The 18,407-nt window shown below is 60.8% G+C and carries 16 protein-coding genes; 4 read left to right on the top strand and 12 right to left on the bottom strand.

The window, feature by feature from the left end:
* Positions 1 to 32: 32 nt before the first annotated feature.
* Both CLV41_RS13770 and CLV41_RS13765 read right to left on the bottom strand, forming a co-directional pair.
* A complete protein-coding gene (locus tag CLV41_RS13770; protein WP_235867139.1) occupies positions 33 to 1,214 on the bottom strand; it encodes a lytic murein transglycosylase in 1,182 nt (393 codons plus the stop codon).
* Between the two features lie 166 nt (positions 1,215 to 1,380).
* Entirely contained in the window at positions 1,381 to 2,856 is a 1,476-nt protein-coding gene (locus tag CLV41_RS13765; protein ID WP_103222980.1) for an outer membrane beta-barrel protein, read from the bottom strand.
* 193 nt (positions 2,857 to 3,049) lie between these two features.
* Between CLV41_RS13765 and CLV41_RS13760 the strand changes: the two genes are divergently transcribed.
* From CLV41_RS13760 to CLV41_RS13750, 3 genes are all read left to right on the top strand, one after another.
* A complete protein-coding gene (locus CLV41_RS13760) occupies positions 3,050 to 4,063 on the top strand; it encodes a KpsF/GutQ family sugar-phosphate isomerase (protein ID WP_103222979.1) in 1,014 nt (337 codons plus the stop codon).
* A 171-nt stretch (positions 4,064 to 4,234) separates the two neighbouring features.
* The gene (locus CLV41_RS13755) at positions 4,235 to 5,002 is read left to right on the top strand and encodes a motility protein A (RefSeq protein ID WP_103222978.1); all 768 of its coding nucleotides are present in this window, start codon (positions 4,235 to 4,237) and stop codon (positions 5,000 to 5,002) included.
* A gap of 65 nt (positions 5,003 to 5,067) precedes the next feature.
* Positions 5,068 to 5,922, top strand: a complete 855-nt coding sequence (locus CLV41_RS13750) for an OmpA/MotB family protein (protein ID WP_103222977.1) — start codon at positions 5,068 to 5,070, stop codon at positions 5,920 to 5,922.
* Between the two features lie 38 nt (positions 5,923 to 5,960).
* Here the strand turns inward: CLV41_RS13750 and CLV41_RS13745 are convergent, their stop codons facing one another.
* The 10 genes from CLV41_RS13745 to CLV41_RS13700 all read right to left on the bottom strand — a co-directional run bounded on the left by CLV41_RS13745 (position 5,961) and on the right by CLV41_RS13700 (position 17,348).
* Positions 5,961 to 6,416, bottom strand: a complete 456-nt coding sequence (locus tag CLV41_RS13745) for an NfeD family protein (RefSeq protein WP_103222976.1) — start codon at positions 6,414 to 6,416, stop codon at positions 5,961 to 5,963.
* Complete coding sequence (locus tag CLV41_RS13740; protein ID WP_103222975.1) at positions 6,413 to 7,399, bottom strand: SPFH domain-containing protein; 987 nt, start codon at positions 7,397 to 7,399, stop codon at positions 6,413 to 6,415. The genes CLV41_RS13745 and CLV41_RS13740 overlap by 4 nt, the downstream gene beginning before the upstream one ends.
* Positions 7,400 to 7,632: 233 nt before the next feature.
* Positions 7,633 to 8,724, bottom strand: a complete 1,092-nt coding sequence (hemH, locus tag CLV41_RS13735; RefSeq protein ID WP_103222974.1) for a ferrochelatase — start codon at positions 8,722 to 8,724, stop codon at positions 7,633 to 7,635.
* Between the two features lie 120 nt (positions 8,725 to 8,844).
* Positions 8,845 to 10,083 carry a phenylacetate--CoA ligase family protein gene (locus tag CLV41_RS13730; protein ID WP_103222973.1) on the bottom strand — a complete coding sequence of 413 codons (1,239 nt, stop codon included), beginning with the start codon at positions 10,081 to 10,083 and terminating at the stop codon, positions 8,845 to 8,847.
* 30 nt (positions 10,084 to 10,113) lie between these two features.
* A complete protein-coding gene (locus CLV41_RS13725) occupies positions 10,114 to 10,968 on the bottom strand; it encodes an ABC transporter ATP-binding protein (protein WP_103222972.1) in 855 nt (284 codons plus the stop codon).
* A 63-nt stretch (positions 10,969 to 11,031) separates the two neighbouring features.
* Positions 11,032 to 12,363 carry an ABC transporter substrate-binding protein gene (locus CLV41_RS13720; RefSeq protein ID WP_103222971.1) on the bottom strand — a complete coding sequence of 444 codons (1,332 nt, stop codon included), beginning with the start codon at positions 12,361 to 12,363 and terminating at the stop codon, positions 11,032 to 11,034.
* Between the two features lie 119 nt (positions 12,364 to 12,482).
* A complete protein-coding gene (locus CLV41_RS13715) occupies positions 12,483 to 13,559 on the bottom strand; it encodes a branched-chain amino acid ABC transporter permease (RefSeq protein ID WP_103222970.1) in 1,077 nt (358 codons plus the stop codon).
* Between the two features lie 10 nt (positions 13,560 to 13,569).
* Complete coding sequence (locus CLV41_RS13710; protein ID WP_103222969.1) at positions 13,570 to 14,523, bottom strand: branched-chain amino acid ABC transporter permease; 954 nt, start codon at positions 14,521 to 14,523, stop codon at positions 13,570 to 13,572.
* 15 nt (positions 14,524 to 14,538) lie between these two features.
* On the bottom strand, positions 14,539 to 15,366 hold the full coding sequence (locus CLV41_RS13705) for an ABC transporter ATP-binding protein (protein WP_103222968.1): 828 nt from the start codon (positions 15,364 to 15,366) through the stop codon (positions 14,539 to 14,541).
* Entirely contained in the window at positions 15,363 to 17,348 is a 1,986-nt protein-coding gene (locus CLV41_RS13700; RefSeq protein WP_103223105.1) for an AMP-binding protein, read from the bottom strand. Before CLV41_RS13700 ends, CLV41_RS13705 begins: the two co-directional genes overlap by 4 nt.
* 676 nt (positions 17,349 to 18,024) lie before the next feature.
* Between CLV41_RS13700 and CLV41_RS13695 the strand changes: the two genes are divergently transcribed.
* On the top strand, positions 18,025 to 18,402 hold the full coding sequence (locus CLV41_RS13695) for a DUF4345 domain-containing protein (RefSeq protein WP_208987500.1): 378 nt from the start codon (positions 18,025 to 18,027) through the stop codon (positions 18,400 to 18,402).
* The last annotated feature ends 5 nt before the right edge of the window (positions 18,403 to 18,407 follow it).

Below are 18,407 nucleotides of genomic sequence, written 5' to 3'. Positions count from 1 at the left end.
GGCTCCAGATGGAAATGGGTCTCGGGCCGACTTTACCCGTCCATCTTCAGATGCGCCAGCAGAACCACGGAGGCATAGCCGTCCGGAACGAGGCCTCTGGAACTCTGATAGGCACGGATGCCCCGGCGGGTCGCGGGTCCGATCTTGCCGTCGGCGGTCCCCACGGAAAATCCGCGGCGGTTGAGCAGCGCCTGAAGTTCCGCCGTCTCGGAGCGGTTGAGCGGCATATGCTCCCGCGACCAGTCGCCTTCCAGCGTGCCGCCGCCGATGATGCGGTCCGCCAGAAGTCCGACCCCGAGGGCATAGGCGGTCGCGTTGTTGTAGCGCTTGATCACATAGAAATTGCGCAGCATCAGAAACGCCGGACCGCTGGCTCCGGCGGGCAGAACCAGGATGGCGTTGTCGGAAGGCCGGGGAAAACCCTTGCCGTTCGAACGGCGGATACCGTATCGGCCCCATTCGCCCAGGGTCAGCGTCTTGTCGCCATCGGCCAGATGATAATCGAAACCGGCCGGCAGCTTGACTTCGTACCCCCAGGTTTTGCCTGTCTGCCAGCCGTGCTTGCGCAGATAGGCGGCCGTGGAGGCAAGGGCGTCGGGGATTGAGGTCCAGATATCCCGGCGGCCGTCTCCGTCATAATCTGCCGCATAGGCCTTCCAGCTGGACGGCATGAATTGCGTATGCCCCATGGCCCCGGCCCATGAGCCCTCCATGTCCTGAAAGCGGACATGCCCGGCCTGGACGATCTCGAGCGCTGTAACCAGTTCCTTCTCCCAGAAGCTCTTGCGGCGCGGCGCGGCATAAGCGAGCGTCGCCAGCGCCTGCACCACATTGTGGCGGCCCATGAAGCCGCCGTAGTTGGTTTCCATGCCCCAGATCGCCAGTACCGCCTCGCGGTCGACCCCGTAGCGGGCCTCGATCTTCTGCAGGACGGGGCCGTATTCGTTCAGAAATTTACGGCCCTTCTCGACCCGGTCCTTCGAAACCGCGCTGTCGAGATAGTCCCAGATCGGCTTGACGAACTCGGATTGCTTGCTCATCAGGCGCAGCGTGTCTTCGTCCGGCTGCATGCCCGAGAAGACGGCGTTGTAGGTCTGAGAGGAAATCCCGGCCGCCTTGGCCGTCGGCCAGAACCCGGAAATGAACCGCTGGAAGCCCACGTCGGCCTGCGCGGGCAGAGCCCACACGATCAGACCGGCTGCGAGGGCCGCCATGCAAAGAAAACGCGACAAGACGGTTTTCAGAATTTTGTCAAAGGGCGCAGAGAAATTGACGTTTGCTGAGTGACGCATAGCTGTCCGCATTTGGGCCTCCTTCAGCCCGTTCCGTATTTGCTTCTGCCCCCGCACCACAATTGATCTTGTTTTGGTTACCGTACCGTTAATGCCGGAATCTCAGGCCTGCTTCAACAGCATTTTCCGAATAATCGCTACCTGCCTGGGAACTGTCGAAGCGGCGGTGGGTATAATCGGCGGTCAGCGCCACGTTGCGTGTCAGGGCGAATGTCAGTCCGCTGAAGCCGGTCAAGGTGCTCTCCTCGATCGAAACGCCCTGGTAGGTCCGGTAGCTGTAACCGAAGCCGGACTCGGCCACGAAACGGTCGCTGAAGGCGTGGGCGAGGCGGATATCGCCGGAATAGATGATCGAGCCGCTCGCCCCGTTGATATCGGTTGCCTCGAAACTGGTTCCCAGACCCGCGGTGACGGTCGTCAGGCGGCTAGGCGACCAGACCAGGGAGCCATCCACCACAAGTCCGGACAGGTTATCCAGCCTGCTGTCCTCGATATCCTCGATCCGCCAGCCGGCGCCCAGTTCCCCCGTGATCTTCGGACCGGAAGCCACGGTCAGGCCGCCCCGGAGCTGATACCCGTTGGCGTCCCGCTTTTCGCAAAGACTGTCGCTGCAGCTCTGGTCGTAGCGCCGCAGCAGCAGGGAGCCTTCGACGAAGGGCGACAGTACGCCCCCGGCATTGCCGTCCAGCCGCAGACTTGTCGAATAGAGGGTGTTGTCCCGCCCGCTTTCCGTACTTCCGCCACTTCCGCCGTCGGATGTGTAGATGTTCCGGTCGGCGCCGACGGACGCGGTTGCCGCCACCAGACCGATGGCTCTGGTGGCGCCCAGGCTGCCCGAAAGCGTCTGGACATGATCCGTGCCGGAGGAGGATTCCGCACTGCCGTCGTCTTCTCGCGAATAGGCGTAGGCCAGACCGCCGTTCATCTGCGTCGCCTCGCTGATATCGAGGCGCAGGTTTGCCGCCGCCGCGACCGAGGTGTCATCGTCGTCGGGGGAGTCCGGATAGCCGGTGTAGGAACCGCGAAGCGACATGTCGAGCTGATGCCGGGACCAGCCCGAAGTCAGCGCTACATCCGGAGACAGTCTGTAGAACCCGCCCGAGGTGCCGTTCGCCGACTGTGAGGTATTGTCGGTCCAGCCTGAGGACAGCGTGAGCTGCGGTGTCAGGGTGAACGAGCCCAGACGGATACCTTCAGCCGCGTCGAAAGACGTATCACCGTCGAAGACAGTCGTGTCGACCAGCGTTTCCGGCAGGGGAACGGCCCGGTTGACCGCGGCCAGCCGGTCGGAAAAGGGTCTGACGGATTGCGCCCGGCCGTTGGTACCAAGTCCGGTCGAACCCGTTTCCGCCTCGGCGCTGTTGAGCGTGCCCCTGAGCGGATAGATGTCGGCCTGCGTGGGATTGCGCGTTGGGTTCTGTTCCGCCGCACCCTCGGCATCTTCCGCACTCAGCGGGTCTTGCGGATCTCGCGCGCCCCTCAGATCCGACGCGGCCGTCTGCGCGGCCGCCGGCATGGCCTGCAGGAAGGCGGAACAGATTATAAGGAGCAGGATGCCGCGCATGAACAGTCAGAACCGGTCGGTTTCAGGATCCGGTTCAAACTGACGAATGATGGTTAATCCTTCGTTTCTTTTTCGCAAAGTGGCATGCGGAAAGAACTTTATCGATTAAATCCATTTAATGGATGACGGCTTCTTGATCCTACTGATGGAGTAGCCTAGAGCTAGTATGAACAGGAACAATAAGATCAAATAGATGACCAATCTCTTGCCCGACCCTATCGCTGACGAAGACGTGGACATGACGTCGCTTTGCCTGGTTTCCGCGGAGCGCACTCTGGAAACGGAAATTGCCGGATTGAGCGCGGTGCGTGCCGCATTAAAAAACGGCCTTGCCGGACCTTTTCAGCAGACTTTCGACCTCATTCGCAACAGCAAGGGCCGCGTCATCGTAACCGGCGTGGGCAAGAGCGGACATATCGGCGTCAAGCTTGCCGCCAGCATGGCGTCCACCGGGACACCAGCGTTTTTCGTGCATGCGAGCGAGGCAAGCCACGGCGATCTGGGCATGATCACGGAAAGTGACGTTGTCCTCGCGCTCTCCTGGTCCGGGGAAACCCAGGAGCTCGCGAGCATCGTCAGCTATACAAGACGCTTCAAGGTTCCGCTGGTCGCCATCACGTCCCGCCAGGACAGCACCCTCGGCCGCTCCGCGGATCTGGTCCTGAAACTGCCGAGCGTGGCTGAAGCCTGCCCGCACGGGCTCGCCCCGACGACATCTGCGCTGATACAGCTGGCGATCGGCGATGCGCTCGCGGTGGCGTTGCTGGAGGGCCGTGGTTTCACGGCACAGGATTTCCGCGTCTTCCATCCGGGCGGCAAGCTCGGTGCGAGCCTGAAAACCGCCAAGGACATCATGCATTCCGGTGACAGGATGCCACTGGTGCCGGCATCCACTCCGATGAGCGAAGGCATCGTTCTTATGACGCAGAAGGGATTTGGTGTCCTTGGCGTCACGGACGAGCTGAAACAGCTCATCGGTGTCATCACCGACGGTGACTTGCGCCGCCATGTCTCCTCCAACCTTCTGGAAAAGACTGCCGGCGAAATCATGACCCCGGCACCGAAATCCGTGTCGCCGAGCACCCTGTCCGCCTCCATACTGGAGCTGGTGAACAGTCTGGCGATCACGTCTGTGTTCGTCGTTTCGGACGGGCGGCCGGTCGGCATTGTCCATTTGCACGATCTGTTGCGGATCGGCGCCGCCTGATCCTGCTTGCCTGCGCCGGTGTTTTCTCCGTAAAAATACGGTCTCGTGCGGAAAAAGTTACTTTCCGGCGTCAGATTACGCTTCGCATTAGGATTTGATTAGCCATACCGCACTTACACTGCATCCAAGTTTCAATGGCTTAAAAGCCACAGACCTTGGTGTGTGTACAGAATGGATCTGGCGACCCTAATTGGAATTGTTGGTGCCTTCGGCATCGTCATTACCGCAATTTTTATTGGCGGCAGTTTCGGCCAATTCGTCGATGTTCCATCGATGCTGATCGTGATCGGCGGCGGCCTCGCCGCAACGCTGATCCGGTTTCAGCTCTCGAACATAGCCGCCGCTTTCGTGACCGGTTTCAAGGTTGCCCTCGCCGGTAGCGGCGCGAAACCACGCGACCTGATTTCAGAAATCACCAATCTTGGCGAGATTGTCCGTAAATCCGGCCCTCTCGGGCTGGAAAACGTCGATGTATCCGATCCGGTCCTGGCAAAGGGCGTTCAATATATCGCCGACGGTTACGAACTTGATTTCATCAAGGAATCCATGGAGCGCGAGCGCGACCTTCAGCTTTCGCGGCTGGCCGAAGGCAAACGCGTCTTCAAGGCGCTGGGAGATTCGGCGCCGGCATTCGGCATGATCGGCACGCTGGTCGGCCTAGTGCAGATGCTGGCGAACATGGACGATCCGGCCGCGATCGGCCCTTCCATGGCCATCGCGCTTCTGACCACGCTCTACGGAGCGCTTATTTCGAACATCATCTGTCTGCCGCTGGTGGACAAGCTTGACGCGAAATTCGATACCGATGAACTCAATCAGACCCTGATCATCGACGGCGTGTGCCAGATTCGCGAATCCAAGAGCCCGGCGCTCATCAAGGAAATGCTTGTGGCCTATCTTCCGGAAAAAATTCGCGCGGAAATGGTGGAAGCTGCGTGATGACACCTGTAATCGACAGAGATTTATTCAATACGGCTGGCATGAGACAGCAAGGGCTCTAGGCAATGGCAAGGAAGAAACCGCAAGGCGGAGGCGGAGCGCCCGACTGGCTGGTGACATTCGCCGACCTGATGTCGCTGCTTGTGTGCTTCTTTGTTCTGATCATTTCCTTTTCCATCCAGGACAAGGAAAAGCTGCAGGTCGTTGCAGGGTCCATGCGTGAGGCTTTCGGTGTAAAGGATACCGCCCGCAAAACCGGCATTATCGAGGTCGAGGGTATTCCGATCCGCGACTACATGAAGGATGTCAGCCAGATCGATCAGGAACTGGATTCGGACTTCGCTCAGGAACGCCACGAAAAACGGCAGATTCAGGGCCCGGAAGCCAATACCCACGACACGATGGAAGCCGAGATCGAAAAGCCCCGGCAATTCGCGACGGCCGCGGCGTCCCTGCGTCAGGCCTGGCAGGAAATGCCTGAAATCACGGAAATCTCCAACAATATCATCCTGGAGGAATCCGAAGAGGGGCTGAACATCATGCTTGTCGATCAGGACGGCCGCTCGATGTTCCGTGAAGGGTCGAAATATCCCTACGAAACCACCCGCCGCCTGATTGCCAAAATGGCGCCGGTGCTGGCGCAAATGCCGAACCGGATCGAAATCTCCGGCCATACGACGTCCGGCCAGATGACCTCCGATCCAAGCTATACAGGTTGGGATCTTTCAAGCGAACGGGCCAATATCGCACGGCAGATCCTCTCCGAATACGGCGTTCAGGAAGACCAGTTCTACGCGGTTATCGGAAAGTCGGATACAGAACCGCTTTTTCCGAACGATCCCTATCTTGCGGCCAACCGGCGGATAGGCATCCTCTTGAAATCCGAAGAACCGCCCCTGCCGGCAGGCCACAACCCGTAAGCACCCGGGGAATGCCCGTTAAGCGCGGCTACTGAACCTCACTCGACCCGCGAGACGACCAGCCGGGCGCCGTCGATCGCGTCGACACGCACCTTTGTCCCGGCGGGAAGATCCGGACCGGTAATCCGCCAGATCGTATCGTCGATGGAGAGGTTTCCCGCCCCTTCGTTCAACGGCTTGGTGAGCGTGAACTTCCGGCCGATATAGCGGCTGCCCCGCTGATTGAGCCCCGGATCGCCTTTTTCCGAAGACAGCCGGGCCATCAGCCGACGGCCGATCAACAGGCTCACCAGCGAAAGCACCAGAAACAACCCGACATGGACCTGCCAGCCAAAGCCGAAGGCCAGCGCCACGACACCGACGACCAGCGCCGATACTCCGAACCACAGGAAGATCGTGCCCGGAGCCAGGATTTCCAGACCCAGCAGGACAAGACCCAGAACAAACCAGCTCCAGGGTCCCAGATAGGCGATGATGCTTTCCGTCAGGCTCACGGGTTTTCTCCCTCGGAACCGCCTGTATCGGGAATGCCCGATGCGGTCCTGCCATTGCGCTTGTCATCGCCAAAGGCTTCCTTCGCGATTTCTCCTATCCCCGACAGGGCACCAAGCAGAGACGTTGCCTCCATCGGCAGGATCAGCGTTTTCTGGTTCCTGGACGTGGCAAGTGCCTTGAAGGCATCGACATATTTGTTGGCGACAAAATAGTTGATGGCCTGAATATCCCCAGCCGAGATTGCCGCGCTGACCATCTGGGTGGCCTTGGCTTCCGCCTCGGCTTCACGTTCGCGGGCTTCCGCGTCACGAAACGCGGATTCGCGCCGGCCTTCGGCCTCCAGGATCAGCGACTGCTTTTGACCTTCCGCCTTGAGAATTTCCGACTGGCGTTTTCCTTCGGCCTCAAGGATGGAAGCACGCTTCTCCCGCTCCGCCTTCATCTGCCGCCCCATTGCATCGACCAGATCGCGCGGCGGATTGATATCCTTGATCTCGATACGGGTGATCTTGATCCCCCAGGGTTCCGCGGCCGCATCGACAACCCGCAGGATCTGAGCGTTGATCTCGTCTCTGTTCGACAACAGACTGTCCAGGTCCATCGACCCCATGACCGAGCGGATGTTGGTCATCGTGAGGTTCAAGATGGCGTTCTGCAATCCCAGAACCTCATAAGAGGCCCGCGCCGCATCAAGCACCTGATAGAACGTTATGCCGTCGGCCGTGACGCTCGCGTTGTCGCGCGTGATCACTTCCTGCGAGGGAACATCCAGAACCTGTTCCATCATGTTCAGCTTGTGGCCGACCTTATCGATGAACGGAATGATGAAATTCAGCCCCGGCATCAGGGTCTTCCGGTACTTCCCGAAGCGTTCGATCGTGTAGTTGAAGCCTTGGGGAACTGTCTTGACCCCGGCGAAAAAGACCAGAACGACCAGCACCAGGAGGACGATCAGGAAAATATCAAATCCCGCAAGTGGCATGAAAAACTCCCGTAAGCTCTTGAAATAGGACGGTCACTATGCGCCGTTTTGAGGCACCGTGCCAGCGTATTTGCCGCCGTTGGCGGCCACACCCCGGGATGCCGGGTTAGTCTGGGGACCGGCCGCCACAGGCGTGTGAAGGCCGAAGCCCTCCTGAAATTTCACCAGCTGTTTACAACAGCTAACTTGACCGCGCGGAGTTGTCGACAGGAACGGAAGCCACGCAGCCTCTGTCAGATCCAGCCGCCAAGTTCCCGGCGCACGACATGCGCGATCACGTCCATGCCCAGGTCGCTGTCGTTCAGGCAGGGGATATGGCTGAAATTCTCGCCGCCGTTTTCCTTGAAGATCTCGGCCGCCTCCCCGGCGATTTCCTCCAGCGTTTCGAGACAGTCGGCGACGAAGCCGGGGTTCAGGACGGCGATATTCTTCACGCCCTCCTTTGCGAGCTGTTCCACGGTCTTGTCCGTATAGGGCTGCAGCCATTCTTCCGGACCGAAACGCGACTGGAACGTGACGCGCAGCTTGTCCTCGCCCCAACCGAGCACCTTGCGCATCAGCCGCGTGGTTTTCATGCAGTGGCAATGGTAGGGATCGCCGCGTTTGAAATAGGACTGCGGAATGCCGTGGTAGGAGGTCAGGACCACGTCCGGCTCGAAGTCCAGGCCTTCCAGATGCCGCTCGACGGACTTTGCCAGCGCCTCCACATAGACAGGATCGTCATGATAGGGCGGCACGGTGCGGATGGCCGGCTGCCAGCGCATGTCCAGAAGCGTCCGGCACACCACATCGTTGACCGTCGCCGTAGTGGCGGCTGCATATTGCGGATAAAGCGGAAACACCAGGATCCGGTCGCAGCCGTCGTCCTTCAGCGCCTTCAGCCGGTCCGGAATGGAGGGCTGACCGTAGCGCATCGCCCAGTCGACCTTCAGACGGCCGCCGTCGTCGCCCAGAATGTCTCCCAGCCGGTCTGACTGGTTGCGGGTGATCGTGCGCAGGGGCGACTCGTTCTTCTCGTGATTCCAGATTTCCTCATAGGCCTTGCCGGATTTTCCCGGGCGGGTCATCAGAACGATGCCGTAAAGGATCGGATACCAGATCGCGCGCGGCCATTCGATGACCCGCTTGTCGGACAGGAATTCACGCAGATAGCGGCGCATCGACCAATAGTCGGTGCCGTCCGGCGTGCCCAGATTGACCAGCAGAACACCGACCTTGCCGCTTTTGACGACGGGATGGCCTTGCGGCAGGCTGATTTCCCGAAACTCCGCTGCCCGATCTACTGTCTGGTCTGCTGCCGGGGTGCGGGGTGGTTGAACGGTCATGGGCGGGATTTATCCTGAATGTTTGTCACTGTGCCGCTTTACATAGTTCAGGCCGGAACGAAGGCCAATGCGGCAAAGAGCATACGCGCGGAATTTCACCCGGATCACCCGCCGCGGAATTTACCCGTAGTCCCTTTCATCGGCGATCACCTTGCCGTCGTTCGGCAGGCCGCCGGGAGAAACAAGCTGCACGTCGCCCTTCAACCGCGTTACCTCCCGCAAGGTCGCGGCGACCCGTTCCGCAAGCCCGTTGTCTGTCTCGTCCGTTTCCACCGCGAGCGTCATCGCATCCATTTCTCCGACACGGTTCACCGCAAGACGCGCCTTGCGCACTTCAGGGTGCGCCGACACGATCTGAGCGATCTGCGCGGGGTCGATGAACATGCCTTTCACCTTGGTGCGCTGGTCCGCGCGGCCCATCCAGCCGGCAAGCCGCATGTTGGTGCGTCCGCATGGCGACTGGCCAGGAACGATCTTGGAGAGGTCTCCCGTGGCAAATCGGATCAGTGGATAGAGGCTGTTGAAATTGGTCACCACGAGTTCGCCCACTTCGCCATCGGCAACCGGCTCCCCGGTTCCCGGACGGACGATTTCAACGATATAGTCCTCGTTGACCACCATGCCGTCGCGGGCTTCGGTTTCATAGGCAATGACGCCGAGATCCGCCGTGGCATAACACTGGCTGACCGCCACGCCCTGTGCCTCGTAGTCCGCGCGCAGCGAGGGAAACAGCGCCCCCCCGGAGACGAGGGCCTTGCGGATCGAGGACATGTTCCGGCCCTGCTCGCGGCCCCGGTCCAGAACGACCTTGAGATAATCCGGAGTGCCGACGAAACCCGATGGGCCGAGGATCTCCACGGCTTCCGCCAGTGTGTCCGTATTGCCGGTCCCGGCGGGAAACACCGTACATCCCAGCGCGATCGCCCCCTGATCCAGAATGAAACCGCCGGGCGTGAGGTGATAGGAAAACACATTCAGGATCACGTCGCCCTTGCGGAACCCCGCCGCGTGAAGACTGCGGGCGCCGTTCCACGGGTCAAGCCCGGGAGCCTGCGGTTCCCAGATCGGACCGGGAGACATGAACACCCTGGCCGCGGCCGACAGGTCCCCGGCCAGAAACCCGCCGAAAGGCGGATTGGCGCTCTGCTTTTCCAGAAGCTCGGATTTGCGCAGGACAGGCAGCGCGGCAAGGCTGGCCCGGTCCTTCACGGTGCCTGCATCGTGACCGTCCAGATGAGCCGCCCAGGCCGGAGAATTGGCCATCGCATGGGCCAGCAGCTCCGGCAATCTTGCAAAAAGTTCCTGCTCGCGCTGCGCCGGGGCCTGCCGCTCGCGCGCATCGAACTGAGTGTCGCTCATGGTCGTCTCCGCCTTTAAAAACCCGATAGATCAGGCCAGCCAGCGCTTCCGCCGCTTGTAATGTTTGACGTTCCTGAACGACCGGCGGCCTTCGCCGCCCACGCCCAGATAGAATTCCTTCACGTCCTCGTTCTCGCGCAGCGCCTTGGCGTCGCCGTCCAGAACAATGCGGCCGGATTCCAGAATGTAGCCGTAGGTGGCGTATTTCAGCGCCACATTGGTGTTCTGCTCCGCCAGCAGGAAGGAAACGCCTTCATTCTGGTTGAGCTGGCGGACGATCTCGAAGATTTCCTCCACCAGTTGCGGCGCCAGCCCCATGCTGGGTTCGTCGAGCAGGATCATCTTGGGACGGCTCATCAGGGCGCGGCCGATCGCGCACATCTGCTGTTCGCCGCCGGATGTGTAACCGGCCTGGCTTTGCCGGCGCTCGCGCAGACGCGGAAAATAATTGTAGACCATCTCCAGGTCGGCCTTCACCGCGCTGTGTCCGTCCTTGCGGGTATAGGCGCCCGTGAGCAGGTTCTCCTCGATGGACAGGTGCCCGAAACAATGCCGGCCTTCCATCACCTGGATACAGCCCCTGCGGACCAGATCGTTGGGCGACAGGGCCTGGACCTCCTCTCCCTCGAACAGGATCTTTCCCTTGGTCACCTCGCCGCGTTCCGCGCCAAGCAGGTTGGAAACCGCCTTGAGGGTCGTCGTTTTTCCAGCGCCGTTCGCACCCAGAAGAGCCACGATACCGCCCTTGGGAACCGTGAGGGAAACGCCTTTCAGCACCAGAATAACGTGGTCATAGATGACCTCGATATTGTTGACCGTCAGGATCGTCTCGGCTTTTTGCACCGTCTTGTCCTCTGCGGGCTGTTCGATATCAGTGAGTGCCATTCCGTCCTCTCCTGAGAAGCCCCGCCGCGCGCGGATGTTACGCGCGGCGGAGCGGACTGCCGGTCAGTTCGGGCAGGGTTCGGTGCGCGCCGGCCACGGCGCGTTCTTCTCGGCATAGTCCTTCGCGGCGGCCTCAAGCAGCGGACGGACGATGTCGGTCATCGGCTCGATCCAGTTGGACGCCTGTTGCCACTTCTTGCCGTCCCATTGCTGGATGAAGACCGGATGGCTGCCGGCATGGTCCTCGCAAGTCACCTTCATCGGATGGGCGAAGCCTTTCAGGCCCAGCTCCTCGAGGCGTGCCTCGTCCAGATTGAGCGCTTCCAGGCCCATACGCATGTCCTCGCCGGTGATGACCTTCTTGCCGGTCAGCTCCTGCGCGGTGCGAATGCCTTCCGCGATGATGACGGAGTTCAGGACGCCGCGGTTATAGAGCGTTCCACCGATGGTGTCCGCGTCGGTCGAGCTCAGACCCGGGTCGATGACATGCTTCTGGATGTCGGCGAGCGCCGGGAAGTCGCTGCCGACGCCGGAAAAGTTCATCGCCTTGTAGCCCTTGGCGCCTTCACCGCCGGCCGCCGCGTCATCGTCACCCGCGGACCACCAGACACCGATGAACTTGTCCATCGGGAAGCGGATCTTGACGGCTTCCTTGACGGCGGTCGGGTTCATCGCGCCCCAGCCCCACATGACCATGTAGTCCGGGCGGTCACGCCGCACGTTCAGCCATTGCGAGGACTGGTTCTGCATTTCGGCGCCGGGCACCGGATACTGCAGCAGTTCGAAACCGTATTTCTCGGCAAGCTGCTCCAGAAGCGGGATCGGCTCGCGGCCGTAGCCGGCATCCAGGAAGAGATAGCCGATCTTCTTGCCCTTGAGGTTTTCAAGCCCGCCTTCCTGCTCGCCGATATACTTGATCACGACAGACGCGCCGTCCCAGTAGGTGTCCGGAACGTTGAAGACCCACGGGAAGACGTTGCCGTCCGCGGCGGCCGACAGGCCGTAACCCATGGACAGGACCGGGATCTTGTCGACACCGGCTTTCGGGATCAGCTGCAGCGTGATGCCGGTGGAATACGGGTTATAGACCAGCGCGCCCTTGCCCTTGGTGGCCTCGTAGCACTCGACGCCTTTCTGGGCATTGTAGCCGGTCTCGCATTCCTCCAGCTCCAGCCTGACGCCGCCGATGCCGCCGTCGCGCTCGTTCAGCATTTTCAGATAGTCGTGCATGCCGTTGGCGATATGGATGCCGGACCCCGCATAGGGTCCTGTACGGTAGGTCAGCAGCGGCACGTAGTTGCTGTCCTGCGCCTGAGCTGCCGGTGTCATGAGACCGGTCAGACCGACGCCGAGAGCAACGGCCGTTCCCAACGCGAGTTGCTTGAAGTCTTTCATGCTTTTCCTCCCATACGGCGCAAATCGATAAACGCCGCCGGACCTGTTGCGCCATTCCTCACCGGCCTGGTCCAGGGGCCGGATGGCGTGCGAAAAGACTGGCAGTCCCTGGCCTTGGCCTAGTATGGGAACGGCCAGACCCTGAGCTTTTGTTTCGCGATCTGCCACAGCCGCGCAAACCCGTGCGGCTCGACGATCAGAAAGAATATGATCAGCGCGCCGACGATCATGAAGGTCGCGTGTTCCACGGTCTCCGCAGCGATGTCGATGCCGAGAGCGCCCGGCACGAATTTCAGCAGCACCGGCAGGATCCAGATGAACGCCGCTCCCATGAACGCGCCCCCAAGACTGCCGAGCCCGCCCAGGATCACCATGAACAGGATCTGGAAAGACAGGCGGATCGAATAGGAGGACGGCTCGGCCGCGTTCAGCCAGAAGAACACCATCATGGCGCCGGCGACGCCGCAGATATAGGACGACACCGCGAAGGCCATCAGCTTGGTCTGCAGGGGCCGCACGCCCATCAGTTCGGCGGCGATGTCCATGTCGCGGATCATCATCCACGAGCGGCCGATCCGCCCGCGCAGGACATTCGCCATCAGATAGGCGATGCCGGCGGTGATGCACAGCACGACGAAATAGCGGGTGATCGGCAACGCCTCCGCGCCGGTGACGATAAAGCCGAACATTTCCCGGCGCGGCACTTCGATCGCCCCGGAGGAATTGTAGTTGTAGAGCCAGGGAATGCGGATGAAGCACCATTCCAGGAAGAACTGCGCCGCCAGCGTCGTCACGGCCAGGTAAAGCCCCTTGATGCGCAGGCTCGGCAGGCCGAACACGGCGCCGATGGCGGCCGAGAACACACCCGACACCAGCACCATGACGATGACATTGGCGTCCGGGAAAATGGACGTCAGCTTGTAGGCCGCGTAGGCGCCCACCCCCATGAAGGCCCCGGTCCCCAGGGACAACTGGCCGCAATAACCGGTCAGGACGTTCAGACCGATCGCCGCCAGCGCGAATATCAGGAACGGGATCATGATCGAGGTCAGGAAGAAATCGTTGGCAAAGGCGGGAATGACCACGAAGGCGATCAGCAGGATCGCTGCGATGCCGATCCGGTCCTGCAGGATCGGGAACAGCGCCTGATCCGCCTTGTAGCTCGTCTTGAATTGTCCGGCTTCACGATAAAACATGGAAGGCTCTCTAAATCCGCTCGATGATGCGTTCGCCGAACAGGCCCTGCGGCCGGAACAGAAGGAAGATCAGGGCGATGATATAGGCGAGCCAGGATTCGACGCCGCCGCCCACAAGGCCGCCCCAGTAAAGCTCGCCGATCTTTTCGCCGAAGCCGATGATCAGGCCGCCGACAATGGCGCCCGGGATCGAGGTGAAGCCGCCGAGGATCAGCACCGGCAGCGCCTTGAAGGCGACAATCTCCAGGGCGAAGGACACGTCGGAGCGCGCGCCCCACATGATACCGGTCGCCAGCGCCACCAGACCGGCCGCAAACCAGACGATGGCCCAGATCTGGTTGAGCGAAATGCCGACGGAAAGCGCTGCCTGGTGATCGTCGGCCACGGCCCTCAGCGCCCGGCCGATGCGGGTCTTGTTGAAGAAGATCGCGAGCGCGATGACCATGACCACCGCGATGACCGCCGCCGCGATATCGATATGTTGCAGGATGATCAGCCCCCGTTCGCCGATCTCGAACGCCGTCGAGCCGGTCGGCAGGCCGAGTTCTTCCGTGATCATCTGCTTGGGCTCGCCGCCGAAGACGAATTCGCCGAAGCCGACCAGGAAATAGGTCAGCCCGATGGTCGCCATCAGGAGAATGATTTCCGGCTGGTTCACCAGCGGCCGCATGACGATCCGTTCCACCCCGTAGGCCAGAACGGCCATCACGCCGATGGTCAGGATCAGCGCCAGGTAGGCCGGCACGCCGTTTTCGTGGAGCCCAACCAGTGTCAGGCCGGCGAACACCACCATGATGCCCTGGGCAAAGTTGAAGACGCCGGACGCCTTGAAGATCAGCACGAAGCCGAGCGCGATCAGGGCGTAGAGAATCCCGGCAACGAAGCCTTCCCACAGCACCTGCAGGAAGAAATCCGGCATGTCGTACATCTGCACGAAGGGATCGATGAATATGTCGTAGAGCATGACTTTGTCCCCTCGTTAGTGACTGACGCCGAGATAGGCATCGATGACGGCCTGGCTGGCCTGGACTTCTTCGGGCGGGCCGTCGGCGATCTTCTTGCCGTAGTCGAGCACGACCACCCGGTCGGAAAGGTCCATGACGACGCCCATGTCGTGTTCGATCAGGGCGATCGTCGTGCCGAACTCCTGGTTCACGTCGATGATGAACCGGCTCATGTCTTCTTTTTCTTCCAGGTTCATGCCCGCCATCGGCTCGTCGAGCAGCAGCAGCTCCGGTTCCATGGCAAGCGCCCGGCCGAGCTCGACCCGCTTCTGCAATCCGTAGGGCAGGCGGCCGACCGGCGTCTTGCGGATCGCCTGGATTTCAAGGAAGTCGATAATTTCCTCGACCTTCTTGCGGTGCTCGATCTCCTCGCGCTCCGCCGGACCGCGCCACAGGACCTGCCAGAAGAAATTGCGGTGCATCTTCAGGGAGCGGCCGGACATGATGTTGTCCAGCGTCGTCATGCCCTTGAACAACGCCACATTCTGGAAGGTGCGGGCGATGCCCTGGCTGGCGGCCTCGTAAGGCTTCATCTTCCGCCGGACAGTCCCCCGCCAGGTGATGGTGCCTTCCTGCGGGTGATAGAACCCGTTGATGACGTTGAGCATCGAGGTCTTGCCGGCGCCGTTGGGGCCGATGATCGCCCGGATCTCGCCCTTGCGGATATCGAACGAGATGTCGGTGATCGCCTTCACCCCGCCGAAGGCCAGCGAGACGTTGTCGACCCGGAGCAACGTTTCGGGTTCGCCGCTCCCGTCCGCCTCCGCGGGAGTCAGCGCCTTGTCGGCGACGAAAGCATTCATTCGGCGGCCTCCTGAAAGCTCTTGCCGGCGTCGTGAAGCGGCATGTCGCGGATCTCCACGGTCGCTTCGAGCACGCCCTTGCGGCCGTCCTCATAGGTGACCTCCGTGCGCACGTGCTTTGTGGCCGACCCGTCGTAGAGCGCCTCGATCAGCGGCCCGTAGCGCTCGGCGATGAAACTGCGGCGCACTTTTTGAGTCCGCGTCAGTTCGCCGTCATCCGCATCCAGCTCCTTGTGCAGGATCAGGAACCGCCTGATCTGGGCGCCGGCCATCATCGGCTCACGGGCAAGGTCCCGGTTGACCTGATCGACATGGCTTTCGATCATGGCGTAGACATCCGGGTGCGCGGCCAGTTCCTGATAGGAGGCGTAATTGACATTGTTGCGCTCCGCCCAGGAGCCGACGGCGGTCAGGTCGATGTTGACAAACACCCCCACCCGGTCCCGCTCGTGGCCGAAGGCGACCGCCTCCTTGATGTTGGGGAAGAACTTCAGCTTGTTCTCGATGTATTTGGGCGCGAACAGGGCTCCGTCAGTCAGCCTGCCGACATCCTTGGCCCGGTCGATGATCTTCAGATGACCATTGTCGGCGATGATGCCGGCGTCTCCCGTATGCACCCAGCCGTCCGGCGTCTTGGTGCTTGCCGTCGCCTCGTCGTTCTTGAAATAGCCGACGAACACACCCGGAGAGCGGTACATGACCTCGCCGCTTTCCGCGATCTTCAACTCCACATCCGGCGCCGGCTTGCCAACCGTGTCGCCGAAGATCTCGCCGTCCGGCTGCAGCGTGATGTAGACGCTGGCCTCGGTCTGGCCGTAGAGCTGTTTCAGGTTGAGGCCGAGTGAGCGGTAGAACTGGAAGATCTCCGGTCCGATCGCCTCGCCGGCCGTGTAGCCGACCTTCATCCGGGTGAGGCCCATGCGGTTTTTCAGCGGGCCGTAGACGAAGAACTCGCCGAGCCGGTACAGCAACCGGTCTTTCAGAGCGACCTTTTCACCGTTGAGGATCTTCTCGCCAACCTTGCGGGCGACATCCATGAAGGTGTCGAACATGGCGCGTTTGGTCCGGCCGGCATCTTCCATGTTGACCATGATCATGGTCAACATGGTCTCGAACACCCGCGGCGGCGCGAAAAAGTAGGTCGGCGCGATCTCGCGCCGGTCGACGTCGATCGTGTCCATGCTTTCCGGGCAGTTGACGCAATAGCCGGCGGTAAAGGCCTGCGCGAGCGAAAACACATGATCGCCGATCCAGGCCATCGGCAGATAGGCGAGCACTTCCTCGGTTTCGTCCAGATGGTCGAAATCATTACCGTTGCGCCCCGAAATCACCAGATTGTCGAAGGACAGCATGACGCCTTTCGGCCGCCCGGTGGTGCCGGAGGTATAAAGCATCACGGCGATGTCAGAGCCCTTGCCGGTCGCAAGTCCTTGTTCCCATTCGCCCTTGAGAGACGCCGACTGCGCTTGCAGCGCGCGCCCCTTGTCCTGGACCGATGCATAGCTGTGCAGGTGGGTGTGGTCGTAGTCCCGGAGGCCGCGCACCTCGTCATAGATCACGTGTTTGAGCGACGGCACCTCGTCCGACATGGACAGCAGCTTGTCGACCTGTTCCTGATCCTCGACGATCGCAAAGGCGACTTCCGCGTGGCCGAGCACATAGGCCATTTCTTCCGCCACGCTGTCCGCATAGACCGGCACCGGCACCGCGCCGATCGCCTGGGCGGCGACCATGGCCCAGTAGAGCCGCGGCCGGTTCGCGCCGACGATGGCGATCTTGTCTCCGGCCTTGAGCCCGAGAGACTGCAACCCGATGGAAAATGCGCGGATTTCCTCCGACACCCCGGACCAGGTCCAGCTCTGCCAGATCCCGAAATCCTTCTCCCGGAACGCCGTCCGGTTCCCGAATACCCGCGCGTTGTGCAACAGGATCTTCGGAAAGGTGTCCTTCCCGCGCGGTGAAGCGCTGGCCGACCCAACCATATGTCGTTTCTTCCCCTGAAGCATCCCGCGTCCGAAGGAACGCGGAAAAGATGCTTCATCCATTTTATGCGATCAACTTTTTCGCTTTCAAAAACTGAAAGCGGGTTGATCTTGAGCATCCCGCGTCCGAAGGAACGTGGAAAAGATGCTTCATTTTTCTCTGGCCGATCAACTTAACTGCGCTCATTTCATGACGCAGGTTGACCTTGGAGGGCGCCCCGGTTTTTCCGGGATCGTTCCCTGCCACCCATGAAACGCCCTGCCGCCCCAACCTTCAACCGGTAATTTGCCGGATGCCGCGCGACAGCCGGTTTCAGGACTGACGACCGGAGGCTAGGCGGACGGATTTGCAGCAGTATGTTTCAATCATGTCGAATTGTTGCAATTGCGCTGCGGGTGCGAAGAGGAAAGCCTATCGCATCTGATAACGTTCCCAGAAACGGCCCGGGCATCATGGGCATAATCTGGACGCTTCCCCGGACAAGCGCAGCGCCACTGGTGGAAACGAAGGAATTACATACGGCGGCGCAAATGTATTTCGCCGGTTCTCCGGACATGTGTAGGCCCCCGGTATTTTCCGCGAACTGCCGACAAATACGAGCGGCCTGCTCCAGCTCGGACCCAAAATGTATATAGTGGACGAAAGAGCCTTTCGCTCGGGATGCGAGGTAGACCCATGAACTTGAAGAAAGGCTTCCTGATTTTGGCTTTCGCCATGGTGTCGGTGATCGCACTTCTGTATGGCATCGACCCGCCATGGTTTGCCAGAACCTTCCTGGGTGTCAGCGATCTGGGTGTAAACTTCGCCCACATCTTGAGAGCCGTGATGTGTCTTTATCTGGCGCTCGGGGTTTTCTGGCTCTTCTGCGCCCTGATGGATCGGCACAAGAGTGTTGCGATCCTGACGACAATGGTGTTTGCGGGCGGGCTGGTCGCTGGACGGCTGCTGAGCTTCGCCCTCGATGGTTTGCCTTCGCCTCTGCTGATTTTCTACGCCGCTCTGGAATTCGCGATTATTCCATTGGCGTGGTGGATTTATAAGCAACCGGAATGAACTCC

Source organism: Roseibium marinum, assembly GCF_002906165.1.
GTDB lineage: Bacteria > Pseudomonadota > Alphaproteobacteria > Rhizobiales > Stappiaceae > Roseibium > Roseibium marinum.
The sequence above is the reverse complement of the archived record's forward strand: the minus strand, read 5'-3'. Positions and strand labels throughout refer to the sequence as shown.